Annotated in this window: 19 protein-coding genes and 2 pseudogenes; 10 read left to right on the plus strand and 11 right to left on the minus strand. The window is 69.4% G+C overall.

The annotated features are described in order from the left end of the window. Window positions 1-157: 157 nt before the first annotated feature. A complete protein-coding gene (locus tag T428_RS32210) occupies window positions 158-1,258 on the plus strand; it encodes a GGDEF domain-containing protein (RefSeq protein ID WP_156942992.1) in 1,101 nt (366 codons plus the stop codon). A gap of 52 nt (window positions 1,259-1,310) precedes the next feature. Here T428_RS32210 and T428_RS0118480 read toward each other — a convergent pair whose 3' ends face one another. Genes T428_RS0118480 through nadA form a run of 4 tightly spaced genes read right to left on the minus strand, consistent with a single transcriptional unit; the run spans window position 1,311 to window position 5,812 of the window. Further along, entirely contained in the window at window positions 1,311-2,291 is a 981-nt protein-coding gene (locus tag T428_RS0118480; RefSeq protein WP_245604984.1) for an alcohol dehydrogenase catalytic domain-containing protein, read from the minus strand. A gap of 58 nt (window positions 2,292-2,349) precedes the next feature. Further along, window positions 2,350-3,204 (minus strand): carboxylating nicotinate-nucleotide diphosphorylase, encoded by an 855-nt coding sequence (nadC, locus tag T428_RS0118485; RefSeq protein ID WP_025737639.1) that lies wholly within the window; start codon window positions 3,202-3,204, stop codon window positions 2,350-2,352. Between the two features lie 11 nt (window positions 3,205-3,215). Then, entirely contained in the window at window positions 3,216-4,784 is a 1,569-nt protein-coding gene (locus tag T428_RS0118490; RefSeq protein ID WP_025737640.1) for an L-aspartate oxidase, read from the minus strand. Beyond that, window positions 4,781-5,812 carry a quinolinate synthase NadA gene (gene nadA / locus T428_RS0118495; protein WP_425412056.1) on the minus strand — a complete coding sequence of 344 codons (1,032 nt, stop codon included), beginning with the start codon at window positions 5,810-5,812 and terminating at the stop codon, window positions 4,781-4,783. The genes T428_RS0118490 and nadA overlap by 4 nt, the downstream gene beginning before the upstream one ends. Window positions 5,813-5,877: 65 nt before the next feature. Between nadA and T428_RS0118500 the strand changes: the two genes are divergently transcribed. Together T428_RS0118500 and T428_RS0118505 are read left to right on the plus strand one after the other, a co-directional pair. Continuing rightward, complete coding sequence (locus T428_RS0118500) at window positions 5,878-6,600, plus strand: NUDIX hydrolase (protein ID WP_025737642.1); 723 nt, start codon at window positions 5,878-5,880, stop codon at window positions 6,598-6,600. Window positions 6,601-6,712: 112 nt separating this feature from the next. Then, window positions 6,713-8,053: a lipase family protein gene (locus T428_RS0118505; protein WP_025737643.1), complete on the plus strand. Its 1,341-nt coding sequence runs from the start codon at window positions 6,713-6,715 to the stop codon at window positions 8,051-8,053. An 8-nt stretch (window positions 8,054-8,061) separates the two neighbouring features. On the opposite strand, the gene T428_RS0118510 is transcribed toward T428_RS0118505, so the two are convergent. The 3 genes from T428_RS0118510 to bioB are packed head-to-tail and all read right to left on the minus strand — an operon-like array spanning window position 8,062 to window position 9,990. Beyond that, on the minus strand, window positions 8,062-8,700 hold the full coding sequence (locus T428_RS0118510; protein WP_036468401.1) for a DUF2567 domain-containing protein: 639 nt from the start codon (window positions 8,698-8,700) through the stop codon (window positions 8,062-8,064). A gap of 8 nt (window positions 8,701-8,708) precedes the next feature. Further along, window positions 8,709-8,936, minus strand: a complete 228-nt coding sequence (gene bsaP / locus T428_RS0118515) for a biotin synthase auxiliary protein BsaP (RefSeq protein WP_025737645.1) — start codon at window positions 8,934-8,936, stop codon at window positions 8,709-8,711. 16 nt (window positions 8,937-8,952) lie between these two features. Continuing rightward, window positions 8,953-9,990 (minus strand): biotin synthase BioB, encoded by a 1,038-nt coding sequence (gene bioB, locus T428_RS0118520; protein WP_025737646.1) that lies wholly within the window; start codon window positions 9,988-9,990, stop codon window positions 8,953-8,955. A 137-nt stretch (window positions 9,991-10,127) separates the two neighbouring features. On the opposite strand from bioB, the gene T428_RS0118525 reads away from it, so the two are divergent. From T428_RS0118525 to T428_RS29360, 4 genes and pseudogenes are all read left to right on the plus strand, one after another. Then, window positions 10,128-10,307, plus strand: a complete 180-nt coding sequence (locus tag T428_RS0118525; protein ID WP_025737647.1) for a hypothetical protein — start codon at window positions 10,128-10,130, stop codon at window positions 10,305-10,307. Between the two features lie 95 nt (window positions 10,308-10,402). Beyond that, a pseudogene (locus T428_RS29355) lies at window positions 10,403-12,241 on the plus strand (hypothetical protein). Window positions 12,242-12,245: 4 nt separating this feature from the next. Beyond that, window positions 12,246-12,596 carry a hypothetical protein gene (locus T428_RS0118535; RefSeq protein ID WP_025737648.1) on the plus strand — a complete coding sequence of 117 codons (351 nt, stop codon included), beginning with the start codon at window positions 12,246-12,248 and terminating at the stop codon, window positions 12,594-12,596. Beyond that, a pseudogene (locus T428_RS29360) lies at window positions 12,593-13,931 on the plus strand (hypothetical protein). The gene T428_RS0118535 and the pseudogene T428_RS29360 overlap by 4 nt, the downstream one beginning before the upstream one ends. Here the strand turns inward: T428_RS29360 and T428_RS0118545 are convergent. Genes T428_RS0118545 through T428_RS0118560 form a run of 4 tightly spaced genes read right to left on the minus strand, consistent with a single transcriptional unit; the run spans window position 13,928 to window position 17,582 of the window. Beyond that, window positions 13,928-14,434 (minus strand): 2'-5' RNA ligase family protein, encoded by a 507-nt coding sequence (locus T428_RS0118545; RefSeq protein ID WP_025737649.1) that lies wholly within the window; start codon window positions 14,432-14,434, stop codon window positions 13,928-13,930. The pseudogene T428_RS29360 and the gene T428_RS0118545 sit on opposite strands and share 4 nt — an antisense overlap. Further along, a complete protein-coding gene (bioD, locus tag T428_RS0118550; protein WP_025737650.1) occupies window positions 14,434-15,126 on the minus strand; it encodes a dethiobiotin synthase in 693 nt (230 codons plus the stop codon). Before bioD ends, T428_RS0118545 begins: the two co-directional genes overlap by 1 nt. Then, window positions 15,123-16,271: an 8-amino-7-oxononanoate synthase gene (locus tag T428_RS0118555; protein WP_025737651.1), complete on the minus strand. Its 1,149-nt coding sequence runs from the start codon at window positions 16,269-16,271 to the stop codon at window positions 15,123-15,125. The genes bioD and T428_RS0118555 overlap by 4 nt, the downstream gene beginning before the upstream one ends. Before the next feature lie 6 nt (window positions 16,272-16,277). Beyond that, on the minus strand, window positions 16,278-17,582 hold the full coding sequence (locus T428_RS0118560) for an adenosylmethionine--8-amino-7-oxononanoate transaminase (RefSeq protein ID WP_025737652.1): 1,305 nt from the start codon (window positions 17,580-17,582) through the stop codon (window positions 16,278-16,280). 161 nt (window positions 17,583-17,743) lie between these two features. On the opposite strand from T428_RS0118560, the gene T428_RS29365 reads away from it, so the two are divergent. The 3 genes from T428_RS29365 to T428_RS0118575 all read left to right on the plus strand — a co-directional run bounded on the left by T428_RS29365 (window position 17,744) and on the right by T428_RS0118575 (window position 21,599). Further along, window positions 17,744-18,136: a hypothetical protein gene (locus T428_RS29365; protein WP_051465284.1), complete on the plus strand. Its 393-nt coding sequence runs from the start codon at window positions 17,744-17,746 to the stop codon at window positions 18,134-18,136. A gap of 336 nt (window positions 18,137-18,472) precedes the next feature. Next, window positions 18,473-19,327 carry an NlpC/P60 family peptidoglycan-binding protein RipD gene (gene ripD / locus T428_RS0118570; protein WP_025737654.1) on the plus strand — a complete coding sequence of 285 codons (855 nt, stop codon included), beginning with the start codon at window positions 18,473-18,475 and terminating at the stop codon, window positions 19,325-19,327. Window positions 19,328-19,430: 103 nt separating this feature from the next. Further along, complete coding sequence (locus T428_RS0118575) at window positions 19,431-21,599, plus strand: acyltransferase family protein (RefSeq protein WP_025737656.1); 2,169 nt, start codon at window positions 19,431-19,433, stop codon at window positions 21,597-21,599. Window positions 21,600-21,704 lie beyond the last annotated feature (105 nt).

Below are 21,704 nucleotides of genomic sequence, written 5' to 3' on the forward strand. Positions count from 1 at the left end.
CTGCCGTGCCGGGGCGGGGATCAGTGGCTACTCTTGTCATCCTCATCATTCGATCGCGCCAGTTGACACGGCTTTACGGGATTGGCGGCCCAGAGCGGGTTCGTGACCGGACCTCTCACGGAGGTACGGATTGCGTGCACATTCGAGAAGCTTCGTCGTGTTCGCTCGATTTATGCGCGACTGGTGGCGGGGGCCGGTCGACTACACCACACAGGTGGAGTACTTCACAAAGCGTGGGATGTCCGGGGCGATCCAGACGCTGATCGGGGCGGGCACGACATTGAACGGGTTGATCACGCTGACGATCCTACTGCCGTCCGCGGGTACGCGCTGGTCGCGCGTCGTCGTCGCGTTGCTCGCCTTGATCGAGCTCGGCTGGGGATGGGTGTTTGCCCGACGGCCATGGCCGTCGGGTCGGACGTCACTGGCGTTCGTGGTCTCCGCCGACATCGGGATAGCCGGGGTGGCCACCGTGGACGCGAGTTGGCTGTTGGGCTTGTTCGCGTTCAACGCGTTCTCGATGATCTCGGTGTATCTGATGTTCTTCGACGGGCCGAAAGTACTTGCGGGCCATGGATTGTGGATACTGATGTCGACCGCGGCCTTCGCCATACAGGCCGGCGCGGCCGCGGGGTTCGACGTCGTCGAACTCACCGCCAGCACGCTAACGGCCGTGGCACCGGCCGTCGTGACACCCCTGGGTATCCAGCTCGGCATCTCGGCGCTGCGCAAGGACGCCAATGAGTCGGTCACCGATCCGCTGACCGGGTTGTTGAACCGGCGCGGTCTTCACCTGCATATCGAAGACCTGTTGCGCGACGGCACCAACATGGCCGCCGAGGTGGTCGTGATGGTCGTCGACTTGGACCGCTTCAAGGACGTCAACGATGCGTTCGGCCACACCGCGGGCGACGCGGTGTTGATCCGCTGTGCGCGACGGATCAAGTCGGCGGTTCGCGGCACCGCGCTGTGGCACGGATCGCGGCGAAGAATTCGTCGTCGTCGACCTCGCCGAACCGGTCCACCGGGCGCACCGGGACTTCGACCTCGTCAGGACGGCGATCGCGGCTCCGGCCGACCATGCGGTCACGGCCAGCGTCGGCGTCGCAAGCGTGGACGTCGCCAGCTTCGCGGCGCCCGGACTCGGTGTCGCGCAGTTGCTCGACGCCATGATCGAGCGAGCGGACCAGGCGATGTTCGACGCGAAACGCCAGGGCGGCAACGCGACCGTCCACATTCGCTAGCCCCGAGACTGTAACTACCGACGCATCGGCCGAGTGGCACCGTCGGCAGTTGCAGTCTCGCGGCCCCTAGGCGCGGGTGAAGACCGTCTTGCCGGTCATCGTCGGCCATACCGACGACGCCTCGGCCCAGGGCACCACCCGGTCGACGGCCGAAGCCAGGTCGCATCCGGCGGCCAGCAGTTCCAGCACCGCGGGAATCGCCGACCGCGCGTTGACCCGGCCGGTGACGAACCTCACCCCGTGGGTGTACATCGGCAGCAGCGGCATCTCGACAACGGGCTGGTAGTAGATCCCGGTGTCGGTGCACACGCCGTCCGGCCAGGTCGCCCGCAGCGTGGCGGCCAGCATCGACGGATCGGCGGAGGTATGCACGGTGACCGGATACGGCTCCCAGGACTTGTCCGGCTTGACCCGATCGTGGACCACCGCGCCGAGCTTTTCGGCGGCCGCCAGGCGGCACACGTCGTGGTCGACGTAGTCGACGCGGGCTCCCAGCGCGGCCGCGAACGCCGCGGCATACAGCCCGATCGACAGCTTCCCGATCACCAGCACGCGACGGTCGGTCGCATCGAGTGCGGCCAGCTCGGCCGCATACGGCCCGACCGCGCGCCAGCCGTCGGGAATGTTGTCCGACAGCGACGCAATCGCGTTGGGCGCCACGCCATCCGGGACGGGGATCAGCATCGCGTCGGCATACGGCACCAGCACCTCGTCCGACATGAATCCCCCGCCGTTCAGACCGGCGAGCGGGCCGAGGCCGTACATCGCCATCAACGGCACCGAGCCACACGAGCCGGTCGCGCCGCGGCGGCAGGCCGAGCAGCTGCCGCAGCTGATCTGGAAGGGCACCACCACCCAGTCGCCCGGGCGGACACCGTTTACCGCGTCGCCCACAGCCACCACCTCGGCCAGGCCCTCGTGCCCGACGGCATAGCCGGGCGGCAGCGGCGCCTGGCCATTGGCGACCGCGATGTCGAGGTCGCAGCACGCCACCACCAGCGGCCTGACCACGGCTTGTTCCGGTGCGGTGATTTCCGGTTCCGGCACATCGCGCCAGGCGTACCGCCCGGCGTCTTCGAAGGTCAGCTGCCGTATCTCGGCAGACCTACATGTCCAGCCCGATATCGAGCACGCGCACCGAGTGCGTCAGCGCGCCGACCGCCAGGTAGTCCACCCCGGTGCCGGCATACGCCGCCGCGGTGTCCAGGCTGAGCCCGCCCGACGACTCCAGCAGCACCGCCGGCGCGCGGGCGTCCCGACGCTGCACGGCGATCTGGGTCTGCCACACCGGGAAATTGTCCAACAGGACCAACTCCGGCTTCTCCGGCAGTACCTCGTCGAGCTGCTCGAGCGAGTCCACTTCGACCTCGCAGGGCAGATCGGGGGCGGCCTCGCGGACCGCCCGCAGCGCCTCGACGACCGATCCCGCGGCCGCGACGTGGTTGTCCTTGATCAGCGCGGCATCGCCCAGCCCGAGGCGGTGGTTGACCCCGCAGCCGACCCGCACCGCGTACTTCTGCAGGGCGCGCAGACCGGGCAGCGTCTTGCGGGTGTCGCGGATCTGAGCCTTGGTGCCGCTCACGGCGTCCACCCAGGCGGCCGTCGCGGTGGCGATCCCCGACAGGTGACAGATCAGGTTCAACATCGTGCGCTCGGCGGTCAACAGCCCGCGGTTCTCCGCCCGCACGGTCAGCACCGGGCGGCCGGGCTGGATGCGGGCACCGTCGGAGACGCGGTCGAGCACCTGATAGCCGTCGGCGCCGAGCACCTCGTCGAGCACCAGCAGCCCTACGTCCAGGCCCGCGATCACGCCCGGCTCCCGAGGCACCATCGCCGCCGTGGCCGCGCCGGCGGGCACCGTGGCGAGCGTGGTGATGTCGGGCCCGTAGCGCAGATCCTCGTCCAGCCCACGCCGGACGATGTCGACGGCCGCGGCGAGTTCGGCGTCCGACAGAGTCATCAGGGTGGCCATCAGGACACCGCCGCCAGGTCCTCGACGAACACCGTGTCGGCCGACCGCACCAAGATGCTGCGGGCCTTGTCCGGGGCGGCCTCCGGGTACTCCGCCCGGTGGTGGCAGCCGCGGCTTTCGCCGCGCGCCAACGCCGCGGCGACCACCGCGCGGGCGGTCAGCGTCAGCGCCACATCCTCGAAATCGCGACGGCCCTCGACCGCGCGGACCCGCGCCCGCGACAGCGTCTCGGACAACCGCTGCAACCCCGCCGCGTCGCGGACCACCGACGCGTCGCGGGTCATCGCGGTCTGCAGTTCGCGGCGCCTGGACGCCGTGTGCGCGATCGGCTCGGGCGGGGCCGCGAGCACCCGGCCCGCCGACAGCGCGTGCCTGGCCGCGGCCTTCCCGGCGCGACCACCCACCACCAGCCCTTCGAGCAAGCTGTTGGACGCCAACCGATTTGCGCCGTGCATCCCGGTGCGGGCCACCTCGCCCGCGGCGAACAGGCCGGGCAGCTCCGTTCGACCGTGCACGTCGGTGACCACGCCGCCACAGCTGTAGTGCGCGCCCGGAACGACGGGGATGGGTTGGGTGACGGGGTCGATGCCGGCGGCCCGGCAGGCGGCAGTGACATTGGGGAATCGGGCCTCGAAGCCGTCGATGCCGCGCGCGTCGAGGAACACGCATTCGTCGCCGGTCGCCCGCAGCCGCGCGTCGATGGCCCCGGCCACGACATCGCGCGGCGCCAGATCGCCCATCGGGTGAACGCCGGCGGTAACCGAATTGCCTTGCCGGTCAACCAATACCGCACCCTCGCCGCGGATGGCCTCGGTAATCAGTGGTCGGCGACCACCGGCCTGGCCGGCGAACAACATGGTGGGGTGAAACTGAACGAACTCGAGATCGCTGACGGGAACACCGGCCCACAACGCCAAAGCGATTCCGTCGCCGGTGGATCCGTCCGGGTTGGTGGTGGCGCTGTAGAGCTGCCCGAGGCCGCCGGAAGCAAGGATCACCGACGGCGCGGTGACAATCCCGACGCCGTCCGAGTTGCCCACGGCCACCCCGGTCACCGCCGCACCGTCGTGCAGCACACGCAACGCGACGTGGCCGCTGCGAATGTCCAGTGTCCGGGCGGCGTGATCCAGTGCCCGCTGGACCTCGGCACCGGTGGCGTCGCCCCCGGCGTGCACGATGCGCCGCCGCGAGTGGCCACCCTCGCGGGTCAGCGCCCACCGGCCCGGCACCGATTCGTCGAATCGCGCTCCGTCGGAGACCAATTCGCTGACCGCGCGGTAGCCGTCGGCGACGATCGAGTACACCGCTCCCGGATCGCACATGCCCGCGCCGGCGGCCAGGGTGTCGGCGACGTGCGCCTCGACGGAGTCGTCGTTGTCCGGCAGCACGACCGCGATCCCACCCTGCGCGTAGTGCGTCGCGGTGACCCCGTGGGCTTCTTCGGCCTTGCTGAGCACGACGACGTCACGGCCGGCACGGTGGGCCGCCAGCGCGGCGGCCAATCCCCCGACTCCCGTGCCGATGACGACGACGTTGGCGCGACCGGTCCATGCCGGACGGGCCGTCATTCGCCACCGCCGGGCTGGCCGATCTCGATCATGCGCTGCACGCTGCGCCGGCCCGCGGCGGCGGTTTCCGGGTCGACGTACACCTCGTCGGCGCCCTCGACCAGGCAGCGCAGCAGCGCCGCGGGGGTGATCATCTTCATGTACTTGCAGGACGCACGGTCGTCGACCGCGCGGAAGTCGACTTCCGGTGCGGCTCTGCGCAATTGGTACAGCATACCGACCTCGGTGGCGACCAGGACCTGGCGGGCGCGGGTCTGGTGCGCCGCGTCGAGCATGCCGCCGGTGGACAAGATCTTCACCCGCTCGGCCGGGAAGGCTCCCTCACCGGCGAGGTACAACGCCGAAGTGGCGCAACCGCATTCGGGGTGCACATACAGCTCGGCGTCGGGATTGGCGCGGGCCTGCTCGGCGAGCTCTTCGCCGTTGATCCCGGCGTGCACGTGGCATTCGCCGGCCCACACGTGGATGTTCTTGCGGCCGGTCACCCGTTGCACGTGGGCACCGAGGAACTGGTCGGGGCAGAACAGCACCTCGCGATCGGGGTCGATGGACTGCACGACGTCGACCGCGTTGGACGAGGTGCAGCAGATGTCGGTGAGCGCCTTGACGGCCGCCGTGGTGTTGACGTAGGAGACGACGACGGCGTCCGGGTGCTCGTCTTTCCAGGCGCGCAACTCGTCGGAGGTGATCGAATCGGCCAGCGAGCAGCCGGCCCGCTGATCCGGAATCAGCACGGTCTTGTCCGGGCTGAGGATCTTGGCCGTCTCGGCCATGAAGTGCACGCCGCAGAACACGATGGTGCCCTCGGGGGCTTCGGCGGCGACGCGTGACAGCGCGAGCGAGTCTCCGACGTGGTCGGCGACGTCCTGAATCGCGGGCAGCTGGTAGTTGTGTGCGAGCACGGTGGCGCCGCGCAGCTTCGCCAGCCGGCGAATCTCGTTGGCCCACTGCTCATCACCGTCGATGCCGCCGTAACCGGTGGCCGAATTGGTGATGCTGGCAACCATATCTTCGGCGAGCGTGTCCATGCGATGCACGACCGTCACGGCGGCTCCTTATCGACCTAGCAGGTTTTCGACTTATAATCGAAAACATGCCCAATGGTAGCACCGCCCACGAAGTGCTCGCGGTCGTGTTCCAGGTTCGGCACGCTACCGAGCAGGTTAAGACCGCCTCCCGAACCGGAAAACCGCAGCTTAACGTGCTGTTATGGGAGCGTGCGCGCGATCCGCAACGGCGCGCGTGGTCACTGCCGGGCGGGCGGCTGCGCAACGACGAGGATATGACCACCTCGGTGCGCCGTCAGCTAGCCGAGAAGGTGGATTTGCGTGAGCTGGCCCACCTGGAGCAGCTCGCGGTGTTCTCCGATCCGGGCCGCGTGCCGGGCGCACGGGTGATCGCGTCGACGTTCCTGGGGCTGGTACCCTCCCCCGCCACTCCGGAGCTGCCGCCGGACACCCGCTGGCACCCGGTGAGCGCACTGCCGCCGATGGCGTTCGACCACGGCCCGATGGTGACGCACGCGCACGCCCGGCTGGTCGCCAAGATGTCCTACACCAACATCGGATTCGCCTTAACACCAAGGGAATTCGCGCTGTCCACGCTGCGCGACATCTACAGCGCGACGCTGGGCTATCAGGTCGACGCGACGAATCTGCAGCGGGTGCTGGCCCGCCGCGGCGTGATCACGCAGACCGGCACCATCGCACAGTCGGGCCGCAGCGGCGGGCGACCGGCCGCGTTGTACCACTTCACCGATTCGCAGCTGCGGGTCACCGACGAATTCGCCGCACTTCGGCCACCCGGCCAGCCTTGATCTGGGTCACCCGACCCGGTCGACGAGAAATCGCTCACAGCCTGGCCATTACATTTTGATTACCGCCCGTTCATGCGCGAAGATGCGCGATGGCCTAGAAGGGATCGGCGAATTGGTTGAACTCGGCAATTTGGCGGGCACCGACGGTGCGGAATGGATCGGTCGGCCGCCACACGAGGAATTACGGCCCAAGGCGCGCCCGCTGCTGCCCGCGGACGACCCGTTCTACCAGCCACCGTCGGGCTTCCAACACGCCGCGCCCGGCACCGTGCTGCGCTCCCGCGACGTCGAACTGGCGTTCCTCGGCCTGATCCCGCAATCGGTTTCGTCCATCCAGCTGCTGTACCGGACCACGGACATGAACGGCGCCCCCGAGGCCTGCGTGACGACGGTGCTCATTCCGGCCGAACGCGTCGTCGGGCAGAACACCCCGCTGCTGTCCTACCAGTGCGCGATCGACGCCATGTCCGCGCGCTGCTTCCCGTCCTACGCGCTGCGCAGGCGGGCCAAGGCGCTCGGATCCATCGCCCAATTGGAGCTCTTCCTGGTCGCCGCGGCCCTCGCCGAGGGCTGGGTGGTGTCGGTGCCCGACCACGAGGGCCTGTTGGGCATGTGGGGTGCTCCGTACGAGCCCGGCTACCGCACCCTGGACGGCATCCGCGCCGCCATGAACTCCGACCGGATCCCGACGTCGACGTCGGCGCCGGTCGGGCTGTGGGGCTATTCCGGCGGCGGGCTGGCCAGCGCGTGGGCCGCCGAGATGTGCGCCGATTACGCGCCCGAGCTCGACATCGTCGGGGCGGTGCTGGGATCGCCGGTCGGAGATCTGGGCCACACCTTCCGCCGGCTCAACGGCGGCTTTCTGGCGGGGCTACCCGCGATGGTGGTGGCCGCCCTGGCGCACATCTACCCCGACCTGAACAAGGTCATCGAAGAGCACACCAACGCCGAAGGACGCGCCCTGCTGAACCGGCTCGAGTCGATGACGACGGTCGAGGCCGTGCTGCGGATGGCCGGCAAGAACATGGGCGACTATCTCGACGAGCCGCTCGAAGACATCCTGTCGACTCCCGAGGTGTCGCACGTCTTCGACAGCATCAAGCTGGGCGTCGCGACACCCGCGCCGCCGGTGCTGATCGTGCAGGCCGTCCACGACTACCTGATCGACGTCCACGACATCGACTCGCTGGCGGACGCCTATTCGGCCGGCGGCGCCAGCGTCACCTATCACCGCGACGCGTTCAACGAGCACATGCTCCTGCACCCGCTGTCGGCGCCGCTGACGCTGCGCTGGCTCACCGACCGCTTCGCCCGCCGCCCGATCGACGACCACTTGGTCAGGACCGTTTGGCCGACGGCGTTCAACCCCATGACCTACGCGGGCATGGTGCGATTGGGCGTGATCGCGGCCAAGGTCCTCACCGGGCGAAAGATCCGCCGCCGTCCACTCTGAGGCACCCGCTAGGACACCGAGGCTTCCGGCTCCATCGGCAGCGCGTGCGACGGTTGACCGGCAAGCGCCGAGCTGCCCAGGTCGTCATGGGCGCTGCTGGCCGCCAGCAGGGCATAGACCAGCGCGGCGATGGCGGCGGGCCACAACAGCGTGGTGGCCATCTGCAGCGGCCCGGGCCCGAAGAACACAGGGGGCGCCTGGATGACGTAGGACACCGCGGGACTGCCCACCACCGGCACCTTGTCGACGTCCAGCGCGCCGTAGCGCAGCAGCACCAGCACCGCCCCCACCGCCGAGGCCAACCCGGCGGCGCCGACCATGCCGACCGTCAGCCCGACGACCATGCCCGGGCCCCGCAGCCGGCGCCACTGCCACGCCAGAACCGGCGCCACCACCGCCAGCACCGTCAACAGCCCCAGCATCAGGCACGGCACGTCGAAGAAGTGCTCGGACTCCGTACCCAGGTAGTCATGCACCCGCTCGCCGGCGCGAGTGATCGCCACCACCAAATGAATCGGCGGGGCCATCCACGCCCACAGGCCACCGACCAACACCCCGGTTGCCGAAAGTGCAAGCGCCGCAACGACTATCGCGCGCAGCTGCGGCGGGGCCGGGAGACCTGCGGGCTGGGGAGCCCCGGGCACCATGGGAGCGGTCACCGCTGCGTCTCCAGATCCGCCGAGTCCACCTCGCCGTGCCGCGAACAGCGTGCCCGCCAGCCGTCGGGGCGAACCTGGACGATCATCCGGCGCCCGCATTCGGCACAGAAGCGCGGGGGCTCGAGACCCAGCTGGGCCGCGGTGGGCACGGTCGTGCCCCCCAATTCCCCGGTGTAGACGTTGTAGACGCCGGCGCCGACTGGAGCGCCCAGATCTGCCACCACAAACCCAACCTAGCCGCTACAAGGTGGCATTCAGCGCCTTGATCGGCATCTGCAGATCCTCGAGCAGTTCCAGGTCGGATTCGGCGGGACGGCCGAGCGTGGTCAGGTAGTTGCCGACGATCACGGCGTTGATCCCGCCTAGGATGCCCTGCTTGGCGCCGAGGTCGCCCAGGGTGATCTCCCGGCCGCCGGCAAAGCGCAGCATCGTGCGCGGCAACGCCAGCCGGAACGCGGCCACCGATTTCAGCGCCTCGCTGACCGGCATCACCTCGAGGTCGCCGAACGGCGTCCCGGGCCGCGGGTTGAGGAAGTTCAGCGGCACCTCGTCGGGGCCCAGCTCGGCCAGATCGGCGGCGAACTCCACCCGCTGCTCCAGCGTCTCGCCCATGCCGAGGATGCCGCCGCAGCACACCTCCATGCCCGCGTCGCGCACCATGGTCAGCGTCTGCCAGCGCTCTTCCCACGTGTGGGTGGTGACGACGTTGGTGAAGAACGACCGCGCGGTCTCCAGGTTGTGGTTGTAGCGGTGCACGCCCATCGCGGCGAGCTCGTCGACCTGCTCGGCGGTCAGCATGCCCAGCGAGCAGGCCACGTTGATCTCGACCTCGTTGCGGATCGCCTCGATCCCGGCCGCGACCTGCGACATCAGCCGCTTGTCCGGGCCACGCACCGCGGCCACGATGCAGAACTCGGTGGCACCCGACTTCGCGGTTTGCTTGGCCGCCTCGACCAGGCTGGGGATGTCCAACCAGGCGCTGCGCACCGGGGAGGCGAACAGGCCGGATTGTGAGCAGAAGTGGCAGTCCTCGGGGCAGCCGCCCGTCTTGAGGCTGATGATGCCCTCGACCTCGACCTCGGGGCCACACCAGCGTATCCGCACCTCGTGGGCCAGCGCCAGCAGCTCCTCGAGCCGCTCGTCGGGCAGCTGCAGCACCGCAAGGACCTGGTCCCGGCTCAATCCCTCGCCGCCCTCGAGCACTTGCCGGCGGGCTACCGCCAGGATGTCTGCGTCGTGGCCGGCTTCGGTGGTGGGTCGAGTTGCCGCTTGAGTCACCAAGTACTCCCCTGCATCTTTGTCGCGTCCGCAGCTGCGGTCACATCCGCCACTACGCCGTGGCAGCCTGAATGAAACGGTGTTCAAAGTAGGGTAACGGCCGTAGTACACCGAAACCGTCGGGGTATACGAGGACCATGGCTACTCAGCATGTCGAGTACCTGGCACACCACATGCTCCTGCTGGCGGCGCCGGCCTTCCTGCCGGCCGTCATCGTCGTCGGCGTCGTCCTGTATGTCGCGTTGAAGGACCGCCGCGCCGGTTCGTCCGGGGATTCCCAGGAACCGGCCGAAGCTCCGGACGACAAGGGTGATTGACGCGCCCTCGATCTGGGCATTACAGGTTGGGTCAGGGTGAACTTACCTGCCAGTAATGAGGGTCTCCCGGGACGTCCCGGCGCAGTAGGGAGGACATGACAATGGCGTCAACGGTGCTACCACTTCTGGCCGAACCGTCGGCTCGCGGTGCCGGCCTCAACCAGGTGATCGGGCTGTCGATCGCCGCGGTGATCATCACGCTGGTCATGTTGTGGGTGGGCCACGCGCACCGCACTCGTCGCATCACGTGGTTGACTCGCCTGGCCGACAAGCTGGGCGAGAAATTCCACCGCCCGAACTGGGTGGCGCTGCCGACCCTGATTTACACCACGTCGATCATCTGCGCGCTGTTCGGCTTCATCTGGGACGTCAGCTGACACATCGGCAACGGCCGCGATCCCGGGCCGCTGGCCAACCCGGCGCACTACTTCATCATCATCGGCTTGTTCGGGGTGTTCCTGGCCGGCATGACCGCGATCGTCACCCCGTACGACAAGCTCGGCCCGGCCGCGGTGCGCATCACCCGGGACTGGCACGCACCGGTCGGCGGGGTACTGATGGCCGGCTGCGGGCTCTACGCGATGATCGGCTTCCCGCTCGACGACGTCTGGCACCGGATCTTCGGCCAAGACGTCACCCTATGGGGCCCAACGCATTTGATGATGATCGGCGGCGCCTGCTTTTCGCTGTTCGCGGTGTTGATGCTGGAGCGCGAGGGCGAGGCCCAGCAGGCCGCCGAGGCCGCGCACGGCGCTTTCATCACGTTCTTGCGCTACCTGTCATTCGGCGGGATGTTCATCGGTCTGTCGGTCTATCAGATCGAATACGACTTCGGCGTCGAACAATTCCGGCTGGTGCTGCAGCCGATGATGATCGCCTTCGCGTCGGCACTGGCGGCCGTCGCCGCCCGCATCACCATGGGCCGCGGCGCGGCGATCATCGCGGCGTTGTTGGCGATCGCGTTGCGCGGCGGGGTCGCGCTGCTGGTGGGCCCCATCCTGGGCGCGCCGATCAACTGGTTCCCGCTGTACCTGGGTCCCGCACTGGTCGTCGAACTGATAGCACTGACTCCATTGTTCAAGCGCCCCATCGCTTTTGGCGCCGTCTCCGGCTTGGGAGTGGCGACGGTGGGGCTGTGGCTGGAGTCGCTGTGGATCGGCGCGGTCTATCACTACCCGTGGCCGGTCAGCATGTGGGGCGAGGCCCTGGCCATGGCGGTACCGGTCGGGGTGCTGTCCGGGATGTGTGGCGCGATGTTCGGCATGGTACTGACCGGCCAGCGGCTGCCGCAGCGCTGGATCGGCGTTTCGACGGTGGTGGCCACCGTGCTGGTGATCGGCGGCGCGGTCGCCAACGGCCTGCACATCGTGGTGCCCGAGCAGGGCAAGGCCGCGATAACACTGACCGAGCTGCCGAGCAAACCCGGCCAGCGCATGGTGTCCGCCGATGTGCAGCTGACACCGGCCAATACGGTTGGCCCGCAACCGGATTGGCTGACGGTGCTGTCCTGGCAGGGTCGCATGGAAAACCAGCGGGGTCTGGTGATCGACCGGCTCGAAAAACTGGGCCCCGGCCATTACCGCACCACCCAGCCGGTACCGGTGTGGGGATCGTGGAAGACGCTGCTGCGCATCCAGGACGGCTACACCATGACGGCCGTGCCGATCTACGAGCCGGCCGACGACGCCATTCCCGCCGCCGAGGTTCCCGCCCTGTCCTCGATCGACCGGCCGTTCGTGCACGAGATCACCATCTTGCAGCGCGAACGCGATCAGAACGCGCCCGGCTGGCTCTACAACGCCGGTTCGCTCGTCGTGCTGGTGCTGACGCTGATGGTCATCGCGGGGCTGACGTGGGGCGCGGGCCGCATCAACAACGCGCTGTCCGAGCCCGAGCCGGTCTCCGAAAAGCAACCCCTACCGCGGGCGGCGTGAGCCGATGACGTTGCGCGGCACGCTTATTACGGCGTGGGTGACGGTGCTGATGGGCTGCGGCAGCGAACCGGGCCAGCCTCCCGCCGAGGCGTTGAACATCGACGTGACCATTTCGTACGGGCAGGTGACCCCGACCAACGCCATGCTGCAGGCCAAGGTCAAGCAGCAGATCACCCTGCACGTGGCCAGCGACGTCACCGACGAGTTGCATGTGCACTCGGTGCCCGATCACAAGTTCCCGGTCGCCGCCGCACCTAACCAGCTGTTCCATTTCAGCGTCGACGTCCCGGGCAGGGTTGACGTAGAACTCCACCATCTGGACCGCACGATAGCGACGATTCAAGTCGAGCCGTGACGGTGCTGCTGGCCCATGGCCTGGGCGGGTCGGGCGATCTTCCGGTGCCCTACCTGTACGCGATGGTCGGTGCGGCGTGGGCGTTGACGTTCACGTTCGCGTTGGTCGCCTTCGCGTGGCGGCGACCGCGGTTCGATCCGGATGCGCCCGGCCGTCCGTTGCCGGCGTGGGTGACGACGCTGGTCGACGCCCGCGCCACGCGCCGGACGGTCGCGGCCCTGGCCCTGGCCTTCGCCGTCTGGGTGGTGCTGGCCGGGGTGTTCGGCCCGCAAACCCACGCCAACGGCCTGCTCGGGGCGTTCTACGTGTTGCTGTGGGTGGGGCTGGTCGCGCTGTCGTTGGGGTTCGGGCCGGTGTGGCGAGTGCTTTCCCCGATGCGCACGGTGTATCTGCTGCTGCGGGCCGCCGTGCCCGAGCGGCTGAGCCGGCCGCGGCTGTGCTACCCGGAAAGCTGGGGCTACCGGCCCGCCGCGGCCGGGCTGTTCGCCTTCGTCTGGCTGGAGCTGGCCAGCCCGAACTCGGCGTCGCTGCCCTGGGTGCGCGGGTGGCTATTGGTCTACGCGGTGGTGTTGCTAGTCGGGGCGTGGCTGTGCGGGCAGCGCTGGCTGGCCAGGGTCGACCCGTTCGGCGTGTACAGCATGGCGGTGTCCCGGCTGTCCCCGTTTCGGCGTTCAAAAGCCAACGGGCAGATCGTCATCGGCAACCCGTTCGACCATCTGCCGTCGCTGCCGGTGCGCCCCGGTGTGGTCACGGTGCTGGCGATGCTGCTCGGGTCGACCGCGTTCGACAGCTACTCGTCGTCGCCGACGTGGCGCGGTTTCGCCGACGGATTGTCCCGATCCGCCCACGCTGATGTCGTCGGCGCTGCGCACCGCCGGGCTGCTGGTCTTCATTTCGGTTGTCGCGCTGACGTTCTCGCTGGCGGCCCGGGCAACCGGCGGGGTGGACCGCGCGCTGCGCCGGGCACTGCCCGGCCAGCTGGCGCACTCGCTGATCCCGATCGTGGTGGGCTACATCTTCGCGCACTATCTTTCCTATTTGGTGGAGCGCGGGCAGCAGGCCGTGATCGCGCTGGCCGATCCGTTCGTTCAGGGCTGGAACCTGTTGGGGCTGGGGCATTTACCGGTGGCCTACGTGTTGTCCCAGCATCCGCCGGTGCTGGCCGGCATCAAGGTGGCGTGCGTGGTGACCGGGCATATCGTCGCGGTGATCGCCGCGCATGACCGGGCGCTGCGGCTGCTGCCCGCCGGCCATCAGCTGACCGGGCAACTCACCATGATGCTGGTCATGGTCGGTTACACGTTCACCGGTTTGTATCTGCTGTTCGGCGGCTAAAGCGGGTGCTCGACCCGCTTGTCGCCGTCCCAGCGGCGCAGTCCCGCGAAGCTGCCCGCGATCTGCGCCGGCCGGCCCGCGATGCGCAGCGCCCGGCCCAACTGCGCGCCACCGACCCGGCGCGCCAGCGTGACGTGTGCGGTCCACTGCCCGGGCAAGCTGTTGGGCATCGGCACGGGCGCCAGGAACGGACCGCACACCCGGTGCACCTCGGCGTGCAGCGCCAGCAGCTCGCTGCTCAGTACCAGCAGCCGGGCGAACACCGCGCCGGTGCGGCCGAACAGCACCGGTGCGCCGATCAGCGCGCCCAGCGGAAGCCACGCGGTCACCGGACGCAGTAGCTCGTCGACGTCGGCCGAAATGCGTTCCGCCACAGCCAGTGTGACGTGCGGGCGGCTGGCCGGGGCCTGGCTGGGGATGCCGGCGCCGGCCAGCTCGTCGGCGATCCGCCGGACCGCGGCCTCGGTGTCGCGGTCGAAGACCAGCTCGATCGAATGGACCATCAGCGCACCAGGGCGCCCACCCAGTCGCGGTCGAAGGCCGCCGCGCTCATCGCCGCGAAGTCGTCGACGGGCAGCGCGCCGGCCCCGGCGGGCAGCGCGGCCCGCACCGGCGCCAGCCGGTCCAGGGCCGACCGGTTGGACGTCTGCAGGACGCCGGGCTGCGACGGCCAGCTGCCGATCACCACGCCCGCACACGAAAGACCTTGTCCGGCGATCGATTCCAGGGTGAGCGCGGTGTGGTTCAACGTGCCCAGTTCCGCGGTGACGGTGACCAGCACCGCGGCACCCAGGTCGACGGCCAGATCGCGCAGCGTGACGCCGGCTTGACCATCTCGTCGGCCGAGTTCGACCAGCAGCCCGCCGGCGCCCTCGACCAGCGTCAGCCGCCCCGGGCGGTCCAGGTCGCGGACGAGCCGCCGCATCTCCTCGCGGGTCGGCAGTGGCATGCCGGCCTGCTCGGCTGCGGCGACGGGGGCCAGCGGCTGCGGATAGCGCGCCAGCCCGGCGACCTCGGTCACCCCAGACAGCCGGGTGACCTCGGCGAGGTCGTCGTCGCCGCAGTCGGTGCCGGTCTGCACGGGTTTGCACACCGCGACGTCGATCCCGGCCTGACGCGCGTGACAGGCCAGCGCCGCGACGGCGACCGTCTTACCAACTCCCGTGCCGGTGCCCGTGACGGCCAGGACGGTCAACGGCGCGCCACGGCAAGCACATCGGTGAGCACCCGCCGCGCGACCTCCAGGTCGGCGTCGTCGAGCGACGCCCGCGCGGTCAGCCGCAGCCGTGACGTCCCGGCGGGCACGGTCGGCGGCCGGAAGCAGCCGACTCGCACGCCGGCGTCCAGGCAGGCGGTCGCGGCGGCCACCGCCGCCTCCGGGTCGCCCAGGATCACCGACACCACCGCCGACCGCGGCTCCTCGGGCACGCCGCAGATGTCGGCCAATGCGCGGGCGTGCCGCAGCACCGCCTCGGGCCGCCACGCCTCGGTGCGCAGCACCTGCAGCGCGGCCCGCGCGGCGCCGACGGCCGCCGGAGCCAGGCCGGTGTCGAAGATGAACGGACGGGCCGCGTCGATCAAGTGAGCACGCACCTCGGCGGGCCCGAGCACCATGCCGCCCTGGCTGCCCAGCGCCTTGGACAGCGTCGTGGTCATCACCACGTCGGGGGCACCGGCCAGCCCGAGCTCGTGCAGCAGTCCGCGCCCCCCGCCGCGCACCCCGAGCCCGTGCGCCTCGTCGACGATCAACAGCGCCCGGTGGCGGCGGCAGACCTCGTGCAGCGCGCGCAGCGGGGCCAACACGCCGTCGGCGCTGAAGACCGATTCGGTGATGACGACGGCGCGCTCCTTGTCGCGAGCGGCCAGGGCCGCGTCGACCGCGTCGACATCGCGGTGCGGCGTCACCACCACCCCCGCGCGCGACAGCCGACAGGCGTCGACCAGCGACGCGTGCGAACGGGCCTCCGACACCAGCAGCGAGCCCGGGCCGGACAGTCCGACGACGGTGCCGAGGTTGGCGGTGTATCCGGAGGAGAACAGCAGCCCGGCGGCGGCGCCGACGTAGTCGGCGAGCTCGGTCTCGAACTGCTGGTGCAGTTCGGTGTCGCCGGTGACCAGGCGCGATCCGGTGGCGCCGGCACCCCAGAGCCGCAACGCCGCCACGCCGCCCTCGATCACGTCGGGATGCTGCGACAGGCCGAGGTAGTCGTTGGACGCCAGATCCAGCTCGGTGGCCACGGCCGGGCGCGGGCGCAGCGACCGACGCAGCCCGGCCGCGCGGCGCTGCTGTTCGGTCGCCTCCAGCCAGGCCAGCGGGGAAGCCTCGATCGGTGCCTTCATCGGCGTTCAGCCTACGAGCCCCGCGACCCCGACCATCGCCGAGGTGATCTGCGCGATCTCGTCCGGGCCGCAGATGTAGGGCGGCATCGCGTAGATCAGGTTGCGGAACGGGCGCAGCCAGACGCCGTGGTCCAGCGACGCCGGGGTGGCCACGGCCAGGTCGACCGCCCGGTCGCACTCGATGACACCGATCGCGCCGCACACCCGTACGTCGGCCACCCCGCGCAGCGCGCGGGCCGGCTCGAGCCCCGCCGTGAGCCCGGCCGCGATCTCGGCGACCCGTGACCGCCAATCCTGGCCCAGCAGCACCTCGACGCTGGCCACCGACACCGCACAGGCCAGCGGGTTGGCCATGAACGTCGGCCCGTGCATCAGCGCGCCGGCCGCACCGGAGCTGATCGTGTGCGCGATCTCGGTGGTGCACAACGTCGCGGCCAGGCTGAGGTAGCCGCCGGTCAGCGCCTTGCCGACGCACATGATGTCCGGGCTGACGCCGGCGTGGTCGGCGGCGAACAACTCGCCGGTGCGGCCGAACCCGGTGGCGATCTCGTCGAAAACCAGCAGCACGTCGTGCCGGTGGCAGATCTCGCGCAGGTCGCGCAGGTAGAGCGGGTCGTGGAAGCGCATGCCGCCGGCGCCCTGGACGACGGGTTCGACGACGACGGCCGCCAGCTCGGCCGCGTGCCGCGCGAGTTGCTCCTCGAACGCGGCGCTGTAGGCCGGGTCGTGGGCGCGGGGCACCTGTGGGGCGAACACCTGCCTGGCCAGGATGTCGGTCCACAACGAGTGCATGCCGCCGTCGGGGTCGCAGACGCTCATCGGCGTGAAGGTGTCGCCGTGGTAGCCGCCGCGCCACGTCATCAGCCGGTGCTTGGCCGGCTCACCGCGGCTGCGCCAGTACTGCAGCGCCATCTTGACCGCGACCTCGACCGAGACCGACCCGGATTCGCTGAAGAACACCGTGTCCAGGCCGGCCGGAGTGGTCTGCACCAGCAGCTCGGCCAGCCAGGCCGCCGGTTCGTGGGTCAGGCCGCCGAACATCACGTGGTTCATCGCGTTCAGCTGGGCTTTCAGCGCGGCGTCCAGGACCGGGTGGCCGTGGCCGTGGATCGCGGTCCACCAGGAACTCATCGCGTCCAGCACGTCGACCGTTCGGCCGTCTCTGACCAGCGTCAACCGCGAGCCGCGGGCCCCGACGGCGACCACGGGCGGGATGGCTTCGCTGCCGATCGTGCTGTAGGGATGCCACAGATGCGCGGCGTCGATCGCGCTGATCTGCTCGGGCGTCAACCCGGATCTCGCCGCAGGCATAGAGACCGAGCGTAAAGCAGCCGGTTCGCGCAAAAGCCGACCATCGGGGAGCATCTATCGGCATGGCGTTGCCGTACCCGTTCGAGGATCCGCACCGCGGCGACCGCGCCGGCTCCCCGCCGCCGTCGCCCGGACCCGCCGAGCCCGCCGATTTCCGGCCAATGACGTACGGCGACAACGACTCTGACGGTAAGCCGCGCGTGATCCGGCTTCGGGTGGCGCCGTGGGACCTGGTCGCCACCCTCACCCTGGTGACGCTGCTGATCATCCTGGCCACCGCGACGACGTGGCCGACCAAGCTCTATGGCTTCCTTGGCGAGGTGTGCTCGGACGAGTCGTGCGGCCTGGTGCCGTTCGGCATCGACGCCTACATCTACCCGGTGGTGTGGGGCGGGATCGGTGCCGCGATCGCCGCCGCGGGGATCGGACCGTTCGTGTCGCTGCTGAAGGGCTGGCACATGTCCTTCTGGCCGGTGTTGTCGCTGGCGCTCATCATGGTGAGCTCGGTGATCGGCGATGCGCTCACGGTGTTCAGCGCGCGTTACTGGCACTGAGTCCCGACGGCCCGGCGTAAGTTGCGGCCGGGCACCGGTGTGGGACCGAAATCACAACTGCCGATAAAGATTTGGGATCGCCAGTCACCGTCCGGTCACGGTCCTACACCAAATCCTTCGTGGGCCTCACCAGCTATTTTCCGGGTGCAATTCCTGTTGTAAAAGTGTCTTTAGTGACTGGTGTGACTCAACGGGCGAACCAACTGATCCACGTCCCCGCAAGGAGGCGGCGTTCGATCCCCGACCAGGGGGTCGTCGCGAGTCATCGAATGGCCGCCGAGGCGCCCACCGCGCCGAGGCCTTGACCCGACAGAGTTCAGGAAGGCTGCAACTCCAATGAAGCGCATCTATTCGTTTGCCATCGGTCTCGCCATCTTGGCGGCCCCGCTGGCCGCCGCCCCGGAGATCGCGGCCGCCGACCCCGGCGTGCGGCCGATGGACTACCAGCAGGCCACCGACGTCGTCATAAGGCGCGGCCTGTCGCAGCGCGGCGTGCCGTTCTCGTGGGCCGGTGGGGGCATCAACGGTCCCTCGCGCGGCACCGGCACCGGCATCAACACCGTCGGGTTCGACGCCTCGGGTCTGATGCAGTACGCCTACGCTGGCGCCGGCATCAAGCTGCCGCGGTCGTCCGGCGCGATCTACCGGACCGGACAGAAGGTGTTGCCGCAGCAGGCCCAGAAGGGCGACATGATCTTCTACGGCCCCGAGGGCACCCAAAGCGTCGCGATGTACCTCGGCAACAACCAGATGCTCGAGGTCGGCGACGTCGTGCAGGTCTCGCCGGTGCGTTCGGCGGGCATGACGCCGTACCTGGTCCGCGTCATCGGCGTACCGCTGCAGCAGGTGCCGGGGCAGACGCCCGCGCAGCAAGCCCCACTGCAGCAGCCACCCACCCAGCAGGCCCCGCTGCAGCAAGCGCCGCTGCAGCAGCTGCCAGCCCAGACACCCGTGCAGCAAACCCCACTGCAGCAGCCACCCACCCAGCAGGCCCCGCTGCAGCAAGCGCCGCTGCAGCAGCTGCCGGCCCAGACACCCGCGCAGCAGGCCCCGCTGCAACAGGCACCGGTGCAGCAGCTCCCGGCGCAGCAAGCGCCGGTGCAACCGGTGACGCCCGCACCGCCGGCGCTGCCGCAGCTGCCGAACCTGCAGACGCTGTTGCAGCCGGCTCAGCCAGGCACCGCCCGCTAAAGTTTCGCGGCTGTTACAAAACGCCACCTGCTCCGCTGAGCAGCCTCGCCGCCCGGCGAGCGCTCAAGGGCAGGTGGCGTTTTTGGGTAAGTTAACCGTGATCATGCAGACCACGTTGCCGCCCCCAACTCCGGCCGCTACGGCGAATCCGGGCAGCTCACAAGCGCGCGCGAAGGGGTCGGCCGGGTTCTATCGCTACGACCTGGACGGCTTGCGCGGCATCGCGATCGCGCTGGTCGCCGTGTTTCACATCTGGTTCGGCCGGGTCTCCGGCGGGGTGGACGTGTTCCTGGCGCTGTCCGGGTTCTTCTTCGGTGGCAAGATCCTGCGTGCCGCGCTCAACCCTGCCGTCACGCTCTCTCCCGTCGCGGAAGTGATCCGGCTGATCCGCCGCCTGGTGCCCGCGCTGGTCGTGGTGTTGGCCGCGTGTGCGGTGCTCACCATTCTGGTGCAGCCGCAAACCCGATGGGAGACCTTCGCCGACCAGAGCCTGGCCAGCCTCGGTTACTACCAGAACTGGGAGCTGGCCAATACCGTCTCGGACTATCTGCGGGCCGGCGAGGCGGTCAGCCCGCTGCAGCACATCTGGTCCATGTCGGTGCAGGGGCAGTTCTACGTGGCATTCCTGCTGCTGATTGCCGGCTGCGCCGTGCTGTTCCGGCGCCCGCTCAAGGCCCACCTGCGCACGCTGTTCGTGGTGCTGCTGGGTGCCCTGACGGTGGCCTCGTTCGTGTACGCGATCTTCGCGCACTCGCATGACCAGTCGATCGCCTATTACGACAGTTTCGCCCGGGGATGGGAGTTGCTGCTGGGCGCGCTGGTCGGCGCGGTGGTGGCCGATATCCGCTGGCCGATGTGGCTGCGGACCGTCGCCGCCTCGGTTGCGCTGGCGGCGGTGGTGTCGTGCGGGGCCCTGATCGACGGCGTCGACGAATTTCCGGGTCCCTGGGCCCTGGTCCCGGTCGGGGCCACCATGCTGATGATCCTGGCCGGGGCCAACCTGCACGGCGATCCCGACACCACCGGTCGGCTGCCGCTCCCCAATCGGCTGCTGGCCACCCGGCCCCTGGTGGAGCTGGGCGCCATCGCCTACTCGCTGTACCTGTGGCACTGGCCGCTGCTGATCTTCTGGCTGTCCTACAGCGGGCACAAGCACGCCGACTTCGTCGAAGGCGCGGCGGTGCTGCTGATCTCCGGCGTGCTCGCCTACCTGACCACCCAACTCGTCGAGGATCCGCTGCGCTACCGCGCGCCGCAGGGATCCCCGGTCGCACCGTCCCAGCCGTGGTGGTCGCGGCTGCGCCGGCCGACGATGGCGCTGGGCGCGGCGGTGGTGCTACTGGGTGTCACCCTGACCGCGACGTCGTTCACCTGGCGTCAGCACGTGACGGTGCTCCGGGCCGCCGGCAAGGAACTGGCGGTGCTCAACCCGCAGGACTATCCCGGCGCCCGGGCCCTGACCGAACACGTGCGGGTGCCGACGCTGCCGATGCGGCCCAGCGTCCTCGAGGTCAAGGACGACCTACCGGCGTCCACGCGGGACGGCTGCATCAGCGACTTCGTCAACCCGGCGGTGGTCAACTGCGTCTACGGCGACCTGGCCGCGACCCGGATCATCGCGCTGGCCGGCGGTTCGCACGCCGAGCACTGGCTGCCCGCACTGGACGTCCTCGGACACGCCCACCACTTCAAAGTTGTGACATATCTCAAAATGGGCTGTCCGTTGTCGACCGAGCAGGTGCCGCTGATCATGGGCAACAACGCGCCCTACCCGCAGTGCCGGGAGTGGGTGAACCGGACGATGGACAAGCTGGTCTCCGATCGACCGGATTACGTGTTCACCACCACGACGCGGCCCTGGAACATCAAGAGCGGTGACGTGATGCCGGCGACCTACATCGGTATCTGGCAGACGTTGTCCGACAACAACATTCCGATTCTCGGCATGCGTGACACCCCGTGGCTGGTCAAGGACGGCCAACCGTTCGACCCGGCGGACTGCCTGGCCAAGAAGGGGGGCAACCCGACATCGTGCGCGATCAAGCGCTCCGATGTGCTGTCCGAGCGCAACCAAACCCTGGATTTCGTCGAGCAATTCCCGCAGCTCAAGGTGCTCGACATGTCAGATGCCATCTGCCGCACCGATGTTTGCCGTCCGGTCGAAGGAAACGTGCTGATCTACCACGGTGCTCACCACCTGACCCCCACTTACATGCGGACCATGGCCCACGAGCTGGGCTTGCAGATCGCGGCCGCCACCGGCTGGTGGTAGACCCGGACAGGACAGTCCCCCGCGGATAAGGTCGAGTAGTGCCGTCAACCAACCCGGCTTCCGGACCGGCCGCAGCTTCGGGTGCTGCCACACCGGCCGAGGCCA

The organism is Mycobacterium genavense ATCC 51234 (genome assembly GCF_000526915.1).
GTDB lineage: Bacteria > Actinomycetota > Actinomycetes > Mycobacteriales > Mycobacteriaceae > Mycobacterium > Mycobacterium genavense.

Bases quoted from the DNA above. Each gene is read 5' to 3' on its own strand.
- T428_RS0118545 (WP_025737649.1), bottom strand. From the start codon at position 14,434: ATGGTCCATTCGATCGAGCTGGTCTTCGACCGCGACACCGAGGCCGCG.
- ripD (WP_025737654.1), top strand. From the start codon at position 18,473: ATGAAGCGCATCTATTCGTTTGCCATCGGTCTCGCCATCTTGGCGGCC.
- T428_RS0118525 (WP_025737647.1), top strand. From the start codon at position 10,128: ATGGCTACTCAGCATGTCGAGTACCTGGCACACCACATGCTCCTGCTG.
- nadA (WP_425412056.1), bottom strand. From the start codon at position 5,812: ATGGACACGCTCGCCGAAGATATGGTTGCCAGCATCACCAATTCGGCC.
- T428_RS0118560 (WP_025737652.1), bottom strand. From the start codon at position 17,582: ATGCCTGCGGCGAGATCCGGGTTGACGCCCGAGCAGATCAGCGCGATC.
- T428_RS0118575 (WP_025737656.1), top strand. From the start codon at position 19,431: ATGCAGACCACGTTGCCGCCCCCAACTCCGGCCGCTACGGCGAATCCG.
- T428_RS0118500 (WP_025737642.1), top strand. From the start codon at position 5,878: ATGCCCAATGGTAGCACCGCCCACGAAGTGCTCGCGGTCGTGTTCCAG.
- nadC (WP_025737639.1), bottom strand. From the start codon at position 3,204: ATGACTCTGTCGGACGCCGAACTCGCCGCGGCCGTCGACATCGTCCGG.
- T428_RS29365 (WP_051465284.1), top strand. From the start codon at position 17,744: ATGACGTACGGCGACAACGACTCTGACGGTAAGCCGCGCGTGATCCGG.
- T428_RS0118555 (WP_025737651.1), bottom strand. From the start codon at position 16,271: ATGAAGGCACCGATCGAGGCTTCCCCGCTGGCCTGGCTGGAGGCGACC.
- T428_RS0118510 (WP_036468401.1), bottom strand. From the start codon at position 8,700: ATGGTGCCCGGGGCTCCCCAGCCCGCAGGTCTCCCGGCCCCGCCGCAG.
- T428_RS0118490 (WP_025737640.1), bottom strand. From the start codon at position 4,784: ATGACGGCCCGTCCGGCATGGACCGGTCGCGCCAACGTCGTCGTCATC.
- T428_RS0118535 (WP_025737648.1), top strand. From the start codon at position 12,246: ATGACGTTGCGCGGCACGCTTATTACGGCGTGGGTGACGGTGCTGATG.